This window comes from Microbispora sp. KK1-11 (assembly GCF_006874435.1).
Lineage (GTDB): Bacteria > Actinomycetota > Actinomycetes > Streptosporangiales > Streptosporangiaceae > Microbispora > Microbispora catharanthi.
The window spans coordinates 1-14,271 of record NZ_VIRJ01000041.1 but is presented as its reverse complement, the minus strand read 5'-3'; the positions used below and the strand labels follow the sequence as shown (position 1 = coordinate 14,271).

Annotated in this window: 12 protein-coding genes; 9 read left to right on the top strand and 3 right to left on the bottom strand. The window is 68.9% G+C overall.

What is annotated here, in order from left to right; genetic code table 11:
- Positions 1–153 precede the first annotated feature (153 nt).
- From FLW16_RS38195 to FLW16_RS38165, 7 genes are all read left to right on the top strand, one after another.
- Positions 154–1,530: an extracellular solute-binding protein gene (locus FLW16_RS38195; RefSeq protein WP_221891483.1), complete on the top strand. Its 1,377-nt coding sequence runs from the start codon at positions 154–156 to the stop codon at positions 1,528–1,530.
- A complete protein-coding gene (locus FLW16_RS38190) occupies positions 1,527–2,474 on the top strand; it encodes a carbohydrate ABC transporter permease (RefSeq protein WP_142565889.1) in 948 nt (315 codons plus the stop codon). The genes FLW16_RS38195 and FLW16_RS38190 overlap by 4 nt, the downstream gene beginning before the upstream one ends.
- Entirely contained in the window at positions 2,474–3,382 is a 909-nt protein-coding gene (locus tag FLW16_RS38185) for a carbohydrate ABC transporter permease (RefSeq protein WP_142565888.1), read from the top strand. The genes FLW16_RS38190 and FLW16_RS38185 overlap by 1 nt, the downstream gene beginning before the upstream one ends.
- Entirely contained in the window at positions 3,382–4,449 is a 1,068-nt protein-coding gene (locus tag FLW16_RS38180) for an ABC transporter ATP-binding protein (RefSeq protein WP_142565887.1), read from the top strand. Before FLW16_RS38185 ends, FLW16_RS38180 begins: the two co-directional genes overlap by 1 nt.
- Positions 4,449–5,522 (top strand): ABC transporter ATP-binding protein, encoded by a 1,074-nt coding sequence (locus tag FLW16_RS38175; RefSeq protein WP_142565886.1) that lies wholly within the window; start codon positions 4,449–4,451, stop codon positions 5,520–5,522. Before FLW16_RS38180 ends, FLW16_RS38175 begins: the two co-directional genes overlap by 1 nt.
- Before the next feature lie 94 nt (positions 5,523–5,616).
- The gene (locus FLW16_RS38170; RefSeq protein ID WP_142565927.1) at positions 5,617–7,077 is read left to right on the top strand and encodes an NAD-dependent succinate-semialdehyde dehydrogenase; all 1,461 of its coding nucleotides are present in this window, start codon (positions 5,617–5,619) and stop codon (positions 7,075–7,077) included.
- 267 nt (positions 7,078–7,344) lie between these two features.
- Positions 7,345–8,580: an iron-containing alcohol dehydrogenase gene (locus FLW16_RS38165; protein ID WP_142565885.1), complete on the top strand. Its 1,236-nt coding sequence runs from the start codon at positions 7,345–7,347 to the stop codon at positions 8,578–8,580.
- A gap of 310 nt (positions 8,581–8,890) precedes the next feature.
- Here the strand turns inward: FLW16_RS38165 and FLW16_RS38160 are convergent, their stop codons facing one another.
- Positions 8,891–9,256: a nuclear transport factor 2 family protein gene (locus tag FLW16_RS38160; protein ID WP_142565884.1), complete on the bottom strand. Its 366-nt coding sequence runs from the start codon at positions 9,254–9,256 to the stop codon at positions 8,891–8,893.
- Between the two features lie 238 nt (positions 9,257–9,494).
- Here FLW16_RS38160 and FLW16_RS38155 point away from each other — a divergent pair, with 238 nt between their 5' ends.
- Positions 9,495–10,946 carry a PLP-dependent aminotransferase family protein gene (locus tag FLW16_RS38155; protein ID WP_142565883.1) on the top strand — a complete coding sequence of 484 codons (1,452 nt, stop codon included), beginning with the start codon at positions 9,495–9,497 and terminating at the stop codon, positions 10,944–10,946.
- Between the two features lie 9 nt (positions 10,947–10,955).
- Here FLW16_RS38155 and FLW16_RS38150 read toward each other — a convergent pair whose 3' ends face one another.
- Both FLW16_RS38150 and FLW16_RS38145 read right to left on the bottom strand, forming a co-directional pair.
- Entirely contained in the window at positions 10,956–12,329 is a 1,374-nt protein-coding gene (locus FLW16_RS38150) for an FAD-binding oxidoreductase (protein ID WP_142565882.1), read from the bottom strand.
- Positions 12,330–12,609: 280 nt separating this feature from the next.
- A complete protein-coding gene (locus FLW16_RS38145) occupies positions 12,610–13,830 on the bottom strand; it encodes an ATP-binding protein (RefSeq protein ID WP_260616059.1) in 1,221 nt (406 codons plus the stop codon).
- 250 nt (positions 13,831–14,080) lie between these two features.
- Here FLW16_RS38145 and FLW16_RS46335 point away from each other — a divergent pair.
- Positions 14,081–14,271, top strand: a 191-nt coding sequence (locus tag FLW16_RS46335) for an SPOR domain-containing protein (RefSeq protein WP_142565880.1), incomplete at its 3' end; no start/stop codon positions are given.

The window sequence follows — 14,271 nt, the reverse complement described above, 5'->3', positions numbered from 1 at the left end:
GTCAGCCCCTGCGACAGCCGGCAACACGCCTGAACAACCCCCCAACCGCTCGGCGAAGCACGCAGCAAGGCTCCAGAAGCCCCCACCCAGAAAGCAGGCAAGAGGATGCGGTATCCACAGCGAATAGGACGACTGTCCGTTCCCGGTCGAAAGGTGCGGCTGGCGACGGCGGCCATGCTGGTGGCCACGACCATGGCGGCTTGCGGTCAGGACGACGGCGCGCAGGCGAGCGCCCCCAAGGCACCGGCGACCATCCCGGAGCTCACCAAGGACCCGCTGACCCTCAAGTTCATCTGGTTCGACTGGCCCCCCGCCCACGCGCTGGAGGACTTCGCGAACGCGGAGTACACCAAGGAGCGGCCGAACGTAACCATCAAGGTCAACACCGTGCCGAACGCGAACTGGCACGACGCGATGTTCACCCAGTTCGCAGCGCACAAGACCGACTTCGACATCCCGATCCTGGACTCGCAGCACATCGGCGAGGCCGTGACGAACGGCAACATCCTCGACATCACCGACTTCGTCAAGAAGAACATCGACGTCAAGGCCTACAACCCGTACCTGCTGGCGGCCTACGGCCAGTACCCCCAGGCGGAGACCGGCAAGCGCGACGAAAACGCCAGCATGTACGGACTGCCGCTGCTCGGCGACACCTGGACGATGATCTACCGCAAGGACCTGATCGGCGACAAGCCACCGCAGACGTGGGACGAGATGATCTCCGTCGCCGAGAAGTGCCAGGCGGACCACCCCGGCGTCAGCGGGCTGGCTTTCCACCAGGCCAACGGCTCCGACGCCGCGGCCGTAACCTACAACACGGTCAACGGCATCTACGGCGGCAACCTCTGGGACGCCAAGACGCGCAAGATCGACGGCGTCCTCAACGACGCTGCGGGCCAGGAGGCGATGGACGTCCTGGTCAACAAGATGAAGCCGCTGACCGCCAAGGGCTCCGGCAACTGGTTCATCGACGAGGTGAACGCGGCGGTCGCCCAGGGCAAGGCATGCATCGCGTTCAACTGGATCGCCGCGAGCGGCGGCCTGCTCGACCCGAAGCAGTCGACGCTCGGCAGCACGCGGGAGCAGATTCTCGACAAGCTGGGTTTTGCCCCCCTGCCGAGCCAGAAGACGAACCTGGTGCCTCTCGGCGGCATGGGGATGCACGTGTCGGCCTACTCCCCGCAGGCGAACCAGGCGGAGGCCCTGAACTTCATGAAGTGGTTCGAGCAGGCTGACATCCAGAAGAAGTGGGCCGCGGCCGGTGGCGTGCCATCGCGTACGGACGCCCTGGAGTCGCCCGAGTTCCTCAATGCCGGGCCGTTCAACAAGGTGTACGCCGACTCGGTTCCGCGGATGCGGGACATGTGGAACGTGCCCGAGTACGCGCGACTCGTCGACATCGAGAACACCAACGTGAACGCGGCTCTCAACGGCGCGAAGAAGCCGAAGGACGCGCTCGACGAGATCGCCAAGCAGCAGCAGAGCGTGCTCGACTCCGGCAACCGCAAGGGCGGCGGCGGACTGTGAGTGACCCCGCCCCTCTGACGACCGACCACGGGCAGGTGGCGTCCGCGACGCCGCCTGCACCGGGCCGGGCCCGCCGCTTGAGCGACCGCGGGCTCGCCGTAACCTTCATCTCCCCCGCGCTGCTGCTGTTGCTCGCGATGTCGGTGTTCCCGTTGTTGTGGGCGTTGTACCTGTCTTTCACCGACTACTCGGCCACCCGCGGGGGGCCGGCCCATTTCGTCGGGCTCGAGAACTACACCGCCATCCTGACTTCGGCGCAGGTCCACCTGAGGGCCTTGACGACGTTGATCTACGTGGTCGGCGCGGTCGCCCTGCAGACCGTGCTCGGTTTCGCCATCGCCTACCTGATCTCACGGCGCACGCACGGGCGAGGACTGCTGACCACTGTGTTCCTGGTTCCGATGATGCTGTCGCCGGTCGTGGTCGGGCTGTTCTGGCGATTCATGCTCGACGCGCAATTCGGCGTGATCAACAGCATGCTCGGCTCGCTCGGCCTGGGGCAGGTGGAGTGGCTCACCCGGCAGCGAACGGCACTGATTTCCCTGATCGTGGTCGACACCTGGCAATGGACGCCGTTCATCATGCTCATCGCACTTGCGGGCCTCACCGCGGTTCCCAAGTACCTGTACGAGGCCGCCTCGATCGATCGGGCGTCCGAGTGGTTCCGGTTCCGCACCATCACTCTTCCGCTGGTGTGGCCGCTGCTCCTCATCGCCGTGTTGTTCAGGGCAATCGAGGCCTTCCGGCTGTTCGACCTCGTCTACATCCTCACCAACGGAGGTCCGGGGGTCTCCACCGAGACGTTGTCGTTCCACGTCTACAAGGTCGGGTTCCTGGGCTTCAACACCGGAACCGCCTCGGCGTACGGAATCCTCATGGTCCTCGTCGTCATCGTCCTTACGCAGCTCTACCTGCGCTACTTGAACAAGCTCAAGGAGGACTGATGGCCGTCTCCGTCGACGAGGCCGTGTCCACAGGTCCTGCCCGGGATCACACGCCCCCCGCGCGTCGCTTCGGCGGCCGGGGACGCTCCGTGCTGGAGGTCGCGCTGCTGGCCGTGCTGGCCGTCGTGATGCTCTTCCCGGCGCTGTGGATGATCGAGACATCCATCAAGGAGAACCGGGACGTCTACGCCATCCCGGCCAAGTTCTTCGACTTCACGGTCACCTTGGACCATTTCAAGGACGTGTTCGTCGCCTCCGGCGGTCGCTCGGCCTTGTCCGTCTCGTTCCTCAACTCCGTCGTGGTCGCCGGAGTCTCCACGGCGCTGGCCACCGTGCTGGGGGTCCCGGCGGCCTGGGCCTACTCACGCTTCGCCGTGAAGGCCAAGAAGGACCAACTGTTCTTCATCCTGTCCACCCGCTTCATGCCGCCCGTGGTGGTCGTGATCCCGATCTTCCTCATGTACCGCCAGGTCGGACTCATCGACAGCAAGCTCGGCCTGATCCTCATCTACGCCGCGTTCAACGTCCCGTTCACGATCTGGATGATGAAGGGGTTCGTCGACGAGGTGCCCGCGGAGTACGAGGACGCCGCCATGCTCGACGGCTACACCCGCTTGCAGGCGTTCTGGAAATTCACCCTTCCCCTGCTCCTGCCCGGCATCGCCGCGACGGCGGTCTTCGCACTCATCTTCTCGTGGAACGAGTTCGTGTTCGCCATCTTCCTTACCTCCAGCGACAACGTGCGGACGGCCCCGCCCGCCATCGCCGGCCTCATCGGCGGAACCACTGTGGACTGGGGTCTCGTGGCCGCCGCCTCCGTGGTGTTCGCCCTGCCGGTGCTCGTCTTCGCCTACCTGGTGCGCAAGCACCTCGTCGCCGGTGTGACGCTCGGGGCGGTGCGACGCTGATGGCGGGCATCGAGGTGACCGCCCTGCACAAGCGCTACCCGGACGGGACGGTCGCAGTCGAACACGTGGACCTGTCCATCGGCGACGGCGAGCTGTTCGTGATGCTCGGCCCTTCGGGTTGCGGCAAGACGACCACGCTGCGGGCCATAGCCGGCCTGGAGAGGCAGACGACGGGCGACATCCGCATCGGCGACACGCTGGTCAACGACCTGCCGCCGGCCGAGCGCGACATCGCCATGGTGTTCCAGTTCTACGCTCTCTACCCGCATCTGAGAACCCGCGACAACCTGGCGTTCCCACTGCGGGCCGAGGGACTGCCCAAGGCGGAGGTGCGCGAGCGGGTCGACGAGGCCGCCCGGCTGATGCGGCTCGGTCCGCTCCTTGACCGGCGACCGCACCGGCTGTCCGGCGGGGAGCAGCAGCGCGTCGCGCTCGCTCGCGCCCTGGTGCGACGACCGCGCGCATTCCTCATGGACGAGCCTCTCACCAATCTGGACGCGGAGCTGCGGGCGGACATGCGCACGGAGATCAAGCACCTACAGGGGGAGCTGGGGGCGACGATGGTCTACGTCACCCACGACCAAGTCGAGGCGATGTCGCTCGGTCACAGAATCGCCATCCTCAACAAGGGCCGCGTCGAGCAGATCGGCACGCCGCTGGAAGTCTACGACCGTCCGGCGAGTCTCTTCTGCGCCGCGTTCATCGGCTCCCCGCCGATGAACCTGATCGAGGTGGAGGTGGCCGACGGGAAGCTGCGCGGTCAGGGCGGACTGGTCCTCACGCCACCGCCAGGCCTGCCGCGCGACCGTCGCCTGGTCGCAGGCGTCCGGCCGGAGGCGCTGGAAGTCACAGAACCGGGGGCGGAAGGTTCGGTCCCGGCCCGCGTGGTCTCGGCGGAGTGGCTGGGCGACGAAATCATCTACGTGGTCGACCACGGCGGCCAGCGCGACGTACGGGTTCGGATGCCACCGACTGTCCGTTTCGCCGCTGACGCACCGGTCGGGCTGCGGCACACCGGCGGGCCCCCGCCGGTCTACGACGTGAGCACGGAAGAGCTGGTGGCCTGATGGGAACCGTGGCAGTCAACGGGCTGCGCAAGTCCTTCGGCAAAGTCCAGGCCCTGGACGGGGTGACGCTGGACGTGCCGGACGGCTCGTTCTTCGTCGTGCTCGGACCCTCCGGGGCAGGCAAGACGACGACCCTGCGAGCGATCGCCGGCCTTGAGAAGCTCGACGCCGGGTCGGTGCATCTGGACGGGAGGGACGCGACCGGTGACACCCCGGCCGCACGCGACCTGGCCATGGTCTTCCAGAGCTACGCCCTCTACCCGCGGCTCACGGCGTACGAGAACATCGCTTCGCCGCTGCGGGCACGCCGCTGTTCTTCGAGCGAGATCGCCGCTGCCGTCGAGCGGATGTCGAGCCTGCTGCACATCGAACGTCTGCTGCAGCGTCGTCCGGCGCAGATGTCGGGCGGTGAGATGCAGCGTGTCGCCCTGGCCCGGGCGCTGGTCCGTCGCCCGCGCGCGTTTCTCATGGACGAGCCGCTGACGAACCTCGACCTCAAGCTCCGCGTCGAGATGCGCACCGAGCTCACCCGCATCCACCGGAGCCTCGGAGCAACCTTCATCTACGTGACCAACGACCAGGTCGAGGCCCTGTCCATGGCCGACCGGGTCGCGGTACTCAAGGAGGGGAAGGTGCAACAGGTCGGAACGCCGGCCGAGGTGTACGAGCGTCCAGCCAACCAGTGGGTCGCGGGATTCGTCGGGAGCCCGCCGATCAGCCTGCTCGCCTGCCACGCAGAGGGAGATCGTCTGGTCGGGGAAGGCTGGACGCTGCCGCGGCCCCGCTGGACCACGGCTGAGGACGGTCGTCCGCTGCTGCTGGGCCTGCGCGCGGAGGACCTGTCCGTCGAGCAGCGTGGGGACGCGTCGTTGTCGGGGGAACTCTACGGGCTTGAGCCGCTCGGTGACCGGACGGTGGTCGACGTCCGCGTGGGGACGGAGATCCTCAAGGTCAAGGCACGACCCACCGTCACCGGTACGCCGGGCGAGCGGCTGCATGTCACGGTCGACCTGGACCGTGCGCATCTGTTCGATGCGGGCAGCGGGCTGGCGCTGTCCGAGGCCGGGAGGTAACCGCGCAGGGCGGCGACGTCACCATGCGCCCGCGCGTGGCGCGGTCGCCGAGGTCACGCTGGACATCACCAAGAACATCACAGGAGGCGACGCGATGAGTGACCCGATGAACGTCCTGGCCCCCGAGCATCGGCGGCTCCGGATCGGCGACGCCTGGCGCGACGCCGCCGGCGGAGCCACCTTTGCCGTCGAGGACCCGGCCACCGGCAAGACCATCGCCGAGGTGGCGGACGCCGGCGTCGTTGACGGGCTCGCCGCTCTGGACGCGGCGAGCAAGGCGATGGCGGAGTGGGCGGCGACCCCGCCGCGGAAACGGTCGGAGTTGTTGACCGCGACGTACCGGGCACTGACCGAGCGATCCGAGGAGGTCGCCCGGCTGATAACGCTCGAGATGGGCAAGCCGCTCGCCGAGGCTCGGGGAGAGGTGGCCTACGGCGCCGAGTTCTTCCGTTGGTTCGCCGAGGAGGCGGTGCGCGTCGAGGGGCGCTACAACACCGCTCCCGCTGGTGGATACCGCGTCCTCACCGTGCCGAAGCCGGTCGGACCGTGCGTCTTCGTGACGCCCTGGAACTTTCCGTTGGCCATGGGTGCCCGCAAGATCGCTCCTGCGCTGGCGGCGGGCTGCACGACGATCACCAAGCCGGCCGCCCAGACACCACTCACCATGCTGTTCCTGGCCCGCATCATGGAGGAGGCCGGCGTTCCCCCGGGCGTCGTCAACGTCGTGACGACCAAGCGTTCCGGCGAGGTGGTCTCAGCACTGCTGGCCGACCGTCGGACCCGCAAGCTTTCGTTCACCGGGTCGACCGAGGTCGGGCGCGTGCTGCTGCGACAGGCGGCGGACAACGTGCTGCGCACCTCCATGGAACTGGGCGGCAACGCGGCCTTGATCGTGTGTGCCGACGCGGACCTGGACGTCGCCCTCGACGGTGCCATGGTGGCCAAGATGCGCAACATCGGGGAGTCCTGCATCGCGGCCAACCGAATCTATGTCGAGGAGCCGGTGCGCGAGGAGTTCACGGCGCGCTTCGCCAAGCGGATGGGCGCGCTCTCGGTGGGCCATGGTCTCGACGACGGCGTAAACGTCGGCGCGTTGATCGACGAGCCCTCGGTCACCAAGATCGACGAGCTTGTCACCGACGCAGTCGATCGCGGCGCCCGTGTCCTGGTGGGCGGCGAGCGTCCGGATGGGCCGGGCCACTTCTACCCGCCTACGGTCCTCGTCGATGTGCCCGAAGACGCGCGGATCCTGCAGGAGGAAATCTTCGGCCCGGTGGCGCCGATCATCTCGTTCACATCCGACGACGAGGTGATCGCGAAGGCCAACGACACCGAGCACGGCCTGGCCGGATACGTCTTCACCCGTGACCTCCAGCGGGCGCTCCGGTTCGCCGAGGGGCTGGAGACGGGGATGGTCGGCATCAACCGTGGTCTGATCTCGGACCCGTCGGCTCCGTTCGGAGGCGTGAAGCAGTCCGGGATCGGCAAGGAGGGGTCGCACGAGGGCATCCTCGAGTACCTCGACGTGACCTACGCGGCGATCGACCTACCGTGACCTGCCTGCTGCTCCGGGTGCCCGCCGAGGACCACCGCGCCGTGTGCACAGATGACCTGACCGGCCTCCACCCGTGGGGCGGGACCCGGGCCATGGTCGGCACGAATCCGCCGGCACCAGGGAGGGCGCCCGGGCACGACCGAGTCCGGGCGCGCGGCGCGCGCCCGCTCCACCCGGCAGCCAACCTTGCCGACGCCGTCCGGGTCTCGCAGGTGACCCGGACGTCCGCCCAGCAAATCACCGCCGACGTTCCAGAGAGGCACTGACATGCTTGAGACCGTCCGCGGACCACGCCAGCTGATAGTGGGCGAAGGGGTCGCGCAGAACGTCCCACGAGTGGTGGCCGAGTGTGGCTCGCGCGTCCTCATCGTGACCGACCGGGTTCTTCTGGGGCAGCCGGGCGTGGCCGAGATCGTTGCCGCCGTGCGTGAGAGGGTCGCAGTCGTCGGGGTCTTTGCCGACGCGAATCCGGACGTGCCGCTCGCCGATGTCGCCCTGGCCGTCTCGGTCGCCGCAGAGGTGGACGCCGACGTGATCCTCGCCATCGGGGGTGGCACGGTGATCGACCTCGCCAAAATGGTCGGCGTCATCCGGCGCCACGGTGGGACGCCGCGCGATTATTACGGCGAGTCGAAGGTGCCGGGGCCGACGATTCCTCTCGTCGCGGTCCCGACGACGTCAGGCACCGGCTCCGAGCTCACGCCCGTCTCGGTGTTGACCGACCCGGACCGCGAGCTGAAGGTGGGGGTCTCCAGCGTCCACATCGTGCCCGACTTCGCCATCGTCGACCCCGAGCTCACCTACACCTGCCCTGCGACCGTCACTGCCCACTCCGGCATCGACGCGTTTTGTCACGCGGTGGAGAGCTACACCGCGCGACCCCGGGCCCACGGACCGCGCGACCCGGTGGAGCAGGTCTTCCTCGGCCGCAACGCGATCACCGATCACTACGCGCTCCTGGCCGCGGAGCGGATCGCCCGCAGCTTGCCCCGTGTCGTCAGGGACGGAGGCGACAAGGACGCGCGCGCGGACATGTCCTATGGGTCCATGCTGGCCGGGCTCGCATTTTCCCACGCAGGCACCGCGGCTCCGCACGCCCTCCAGTACCCCATCGGCGCAGCCACCCACACACCCCACGGCCTGGGCGTCGGGCTGCTGCTGCCCTACGCGCTGGACGCGGCCAGGGATGCCATCGGCGACCGGTTGGCCATCCTCGCCGGGGTGTGCGGCCTCGAAGTCGCCGACGCCTCGGAGGCCGAGGCCGCAGATACGTTCCTCACCTGGCTCGACGGGCTCCTTGCCGACATCGGCATCCCTCCCACCTTGGCGGACATCGGCGTGGCGCGCGCCGACCTCCCGCGTTTCGCGGAGATGGCCAGTGGCGTCACCCGCTTGATCCAGAATCATCCAGGCCCGGCCGACACCGACAGCCTGACCGCGATCCTCGAAGCGGCCTGGATCGGGGACCGGACCCGACACGTCCTGACTCCGGAGCCGAGATAGTGACGGGCCTTTCACATGACGACGAGTTCCCTGCCCCACCCTGGGTATCGGCGACCAGGCCGGCACTTCGGGCCTCGTCGCCCGTCTGCCCGGATGGGCCCCTACGCGTCAGAACATAGTGTCGCGCACGCGTAACGGCCTTTCCGGGTGACCGCTCTCTACACGAAGAAGGACCGGGACGGTCAGGCCGATACCGACTCCGGCCACGTACGCCCGGGAGAGCAAGGAATGGTGGCAGCCGGACTGACCCGGCAGTCCGGCCGAGCGGGCTCTCGGCGCGAGGGGCGGCCGGGAGCCCGCAGAGAGGCGGTCAGGCGGGGACCTTGTCGAGGAAGCCGTACACGTTGCCGATCCGGCCGTCCTTTGCGATCGTGACGACGTCGAAGCCGATCACGACGGGCTCGGCGGCGCCTTCCGGGGCCAGGTGCCAGGTGAACCGCGCCGTGTCGTGGTGGCCGTCCACGGGCCCGCCCAGGGTGAACACGAACCCGGGGAACATCTCCTGCGCCCCGGCGATCACCGCGGCGACGCCCTCGTGCCCGGTCACCGTGGCCAGCGGGTCGGTGTAGCCGCCGTCCTCGGTCCACAGCTCCGCCACCGCCTTCGCCCTGGCCTCGGCGTCGCGCTCGTTCCAGGCGGCGATGTAACGCTCGGCCAGGACGGTGTAGTCGGTCATCTTCGTGCTCCTTCAGGTTGTCTCGGTGACGACACGTGAACGGTGTCACGGACCCCTGAGGAGAGGCGATTACGCGGGAGGTAACCCTAAAGGCCCAGGGTCTCCTTGCGGAGATGGGTCTTGAGCACCTTGCCGCCGGGGTTGCGCGGCAGTTCGGCCTCCCTGAACCAGAACCAGGCCGGCACCTTGAACTACTCAGCCTGGCTGGAATTGGTACACGCCGGTAGGGTCCGATTCTATGGACCGTTTGGGGACCAATTCCGGGCCGGCCGAGGACTTGCTCATCGAACTGGACCGTGACGCCGGGGTGTCACTGCACCGGCAGATCGAGGCGGCCATCCGCGCGAGCATCCGGGCCGGTCGGTTGCGAGCGGGTGCGTCGCTGCCACCCAGCCGCACCCTCGCGGCCGGGCTCGGGGTTTCCCGCGGGGTGGTCGTGGAGGCATACCAGCAGCTCGTGGCCGAGGGTTACCTTGCCAGCCGATCGGGCGGTTACACCCAGGTCGCCGTGTCGATGCCGCAAACCGCAGCCGGCGCGGGCTCCGCGGCTTCGACGGCGCCGCCGGCCGCGAGCAGTTCCGGTTCCAGGGCCGGCTTCAGGGTCGACTTCGGGTACGGGCGCACCGACGTGTCGCAGTTCCCGCGGGCCGCCTGGCTGCGTTCGGTTCGTACCGTGCTCACCACCACCCCCAACGACCGGTTCACCTACCTCGACGGGCGCGGCGTGCCGGAACTGCGCCAGGCCCTGTGCGACTACCTCAACCGGGTACGCGGCACCCTGGCCGTCCCCGGCAGGGTGGTCATCTGCAACGGCTACGGACAGGGCATCTCGCTGCTGATCCAGGTGCTCGCGCAGCGCGGCGCCAGGCGGATCGCCCTGGAGGACCCGTCGTCCGACGACGACGCCCGGGTGCTGGCCGGGGCCGCGGGACTGGAGGTGGTCGGCATCCCGGTGGGTCCGGACGGCGTTCAGGTCGACGCCTTGGACGTGGCCGACGCCGACGCGCTGGTCCTCACGCCGTCGCACCAGTGGCCAACTGGAGGGGTGCTGTCGGCGGCGGCCAGGGCCGAGGTGATCCGCTGGGCCAGGCGCCGCGGCGCGATCGTGGTCGAGGACGACTACGACGCGGAGTACCGCTACGACCGCTCTCCGGTGGGCGCCATGCAGGGACTGGCGCCCGATCACGTCGTCTACTGCGGTACGGCCAGCAAGACGCTCGCGCCGGGGTTGCGGCTGGGCTGGATGGTGGTGCCTCCCCAACTGGTCGCCGACGTCGCCGCGGCGAAGCTGCTCGCCGACCGCGGTTCGTCGGTCATCGACCAGCTGACGTTCGCCGACTTTCTCCGCCGGGGCGAGTTCGACCGTCACCTGCGCCGGATGCGTCCGGTGTACCGGCGCCGCCGCGACGCGCTGCTGGACGCGCTGCGCACCCAATTGCCGGAGCTGCGACCGGCCGGGATCGCCGCCGGGCAGCACGTGGTCGCCTGGCTCCCGCCCGACCTCGACGAGGCGGCGGTGGTGGAGGCAGCCGCCCGGCATGGGCTCGGCGTCCAGGGTGTCGGGCCGTTCCGGATCGCCGGCGCCGGGCCCGGTGGCCTGATCTTCGGCTACGCCATCCTCAGCGAGAGCGCCATCGCCGAGGGAGTCGCGCTGCTGGCGACGGCCATCCGGGAGGTACGGGGATCCTGACGCGGCGCGTCACAGTGCCGGACGATTGTTCTGGGCCGGACGGATGTTCTGGTTCAGGTGGAACACGTTCGCCGGGTCGTAGGCGGTCTTCACCGCGGTCAGCCGGGCCAGCTTCGTAACCGAGTACGCCCGCCGCACGCCGCGCTGCCCGTCGGCCAGTTCGTCGGCCGTCAACGAGTTGACGTAGATCCCGCTGGCGTACGGCTCAAGCGAGGCGCCGGCGGCGCGGGCGGCACTCATCCTGGCGTCGTCCTCGGCCGGGTCGCTCCAGCGAGAGCCGGCACCGAACTCGAACATCGTGCCGCGGTGGCTGAACGCCGCGTCTTCTTCCGGGACATCGGCGATCGCGCCGCCGTGCGCCTGCAGGCCGACGCCCGGCAGGTCCGGGCTCGCGCTCAGGTCGGAGCCACCGCGCAGCAAGAACGCCTCGATCGCCGCGGTGGGAAAGCTCCGCAGGTAGTGCCCCTTGGCATAGCGGCGGTACGCGTGGCCGCCGGTGGAGTCCTCGCGTTGCTGAAGTTCGAGATAGGACGGTGTGGTGACGCGGGAGGCAACGGGACGCCCGAGCGCCCGCATCGCGGGCAGCAGCCGGCGGCCCTCGGCCGGGTCGCCGACCCACACGAACCCCAGCGTGGCGATCGGGCCGGCGGGAGTGCTGCCGACACCGGCGGTGAACGTCGCCTGCCGGGGCGCGACGGCGTTCAGGTCGCGCCAGCCCTCCATGACCGGGACGGCGTCCTCGGCGCGGAAGTCGAACTCGGCGACCAGCGTCCGTGTGCCGGTGTGATGCAACCGGAACTCGAATTCGGTCACAATGCCGAAGTTGCCACCACCGCCGCGCAGGCCCCAGAACAGGTCGGGGTTGTCGGTGCGGCTCGCGGTCACCACGTCGCCCTCGGCGGTGACCACCGTGTAAGAGACGACGTTGTCGCAGGCCAGGCCGTACTGGCGAGCCAGCCAGCCCATGCCGCCGCCGAGTGTGAGCCCGCCTACGCCGGTGTGTGAGACGTTGCCGGCGGTGGTGGCCAGGCCGTACGCCTGGGACGCCCGGTCCAGTGCGCCGAGCAGCGCGCCGCCCTGCACCCAGGCCCGGCGACGGGCCGGGTCGACCCGCACGCCGCCCATGGGCGTCAGGTCGATCATGAGACCGCCGTCAGGCACGGCGAAGCCGGCGGCATTGTGGCCACCGCAGCGCACGCCGATCTCGAGGTCCAGTTCGCGGGCCAGCCGGACGGCGGCAACCACGTCGGCGACGCCCGCCGCGCGGACGATCATGCGTGGGCGCCGGTCGATCATGGCGTTCCAGACGGTACGGGCGGTGTCGTAGCCGGCGTCGCCAGGCGTGAGTACCTGGCCGTCGAAGCGGGTCGCTGTCGTTGTCATGCCATTGAGCCTGGCAGGAATCGGTACACTCGATAAGGTCCGATTTCGTAAGCCGATTGAGGACCAATTCAGGGCCGGTCGAGGATCTGCTCATCGACTTCGCACCCGGTATCCGCCGGGTCTCCGCGCCCAGGGGCGCTGGGCACGGCGGGGAACGCGGCCGCCCGAAACCGCGCGACGCTCTCCCGGCATTCGGAGGGGCTGACGAGGGTCGTACGCCGCGCCGTCCTCCAGGGAGTGCCGCGTAGGTCGAGCCGGGTGTGGGGCGGGGCCGGGTGGGTCAGGCCGTCGACACCGGGGAGGGGGCGAGGGGGAGCTGAACGACGAAGCGGGCCCCGCCACTGGGAGAGGGTTCGACCCACACGGATCCGTTGTGGGTCTTGACGATCTCCCGGACGATGCTCAGCCCGAGGCCCGCACCGGCGCCGCCGCGCGGAGACTCGCTCGTGAGCTGGTACAACCGATCGAAGACGCGCTCCCGCTCGTGCGGGGGAACGCCGGGGCCGTCATCGGACACCGCCAGCCGTGCGAAGCGGTCGTCGCATCCGACGTCGACCCGCACGCTGTGCCTGGCGTGGCGCTGGGCGTTGTCCAGCAAGTTCGTCAGGATCTCGCACATTTGCGTATGCATGGCTTCGACCTGACCACTGGAAGTGGAACTCACCTCGACGGGTATCGGGTCGGTTCGGGCAGCGACTTCCTGCCTGACCAGCTCGCACAGATCGATCCTCTCCTTTCTCTGGGCGATACGACCCCGGGCGATCAGCAGGAGGTCGGTCGCGAGCGCCTCCAGTCGATCCACCTCCCGCAGCACCTGTCTGAACGCGCCGGGGTAGTCGGCGTGATCAGGATCGGCGATCGCCTCTTCCACACTGACGCGTATGCCGGCCAGCGGGGAGCGGATCTCGTGGGCGATGGTGGAGGCGAACTGCCGCTCGCGGTCCAGCATGTCCAAGCTCACGTTGATGTTGCCGACCAGCTGGGTCATCTGCGTCGGATCCCGATGCTGGGTGATCTGGTCGTACTCGTCTTTGATGTTGATCCGGGCGAGGTCGTCGGAGATCCCGCCGACCCGACGCAGCAGCCGACGGACGACGATCACGCCGGCGAGCAGGGCAGTCGGCACCCCCAGCGCCTTGGGCAGCCGGCCCCATGAGCCGGTGCCGCTGCCCCTCACCGCCCGGTGCCGCCGTCCCCGCAAGCTCGGCATGGGCGAATTTTGCCCGTCAGTGCGGCCCCATAACCTTCTGACCAGCAAAAACAGTACGCACATTGGGTTCGGAAAGGTGTGGCGGCCGCCGCGTCGGCGTAATGCCGGACCATGACCACGAGCGCAGGGCGAGCCGGCAGCGGCCCCGGCCGGGTTGAGTTCGGGGGCGTAGGCGGGCAGGCGGAAGACGGTCAGCCAGTCGGCGTGCGCGTGGATGAAGGTACGCATGGTCGGTCCGACGTGTGCGGACAGGTTGTCCCACACGACCACGGCGGGACGGGAAGGGGGAATTTCGGGGAGCCACGACGCCTGACCGAGTAAGTACGGAGATGCTTCTCATCTGGCGCTCCGCCTGGGCGACCTGCCACTGCTCATGCGAGGCAGATGAGGGTCAGGAAGGGTGGTGCGAGGGAACGGCAGGCGGGATGCTGGCAGGGGGGACGAAAATCCCGTCGGGGTGTTCCACAGGCCGACGGGGGATGCGCGTCATAGGGATTGTTCTCGCTGGTAGAGCCCTGACACCGCCAACGTCGAGGGTGGCGTGGATTCCGGTTCTCCCGCTCGGGCCGATGCGCAGCGGCGGCGGAGCGAGTTGTCTTCACGAGCTGGAATAGCCGAGGGGGTTGGTCCCGTGAGCGTCCCGAGAACAGCAGGGTCCCACAAGGTGGTGCTGGCCACCTACAGCAGCTACGACGCGGCCCAGCACGCGGTGGACGTCCTGGCCCGCCACGA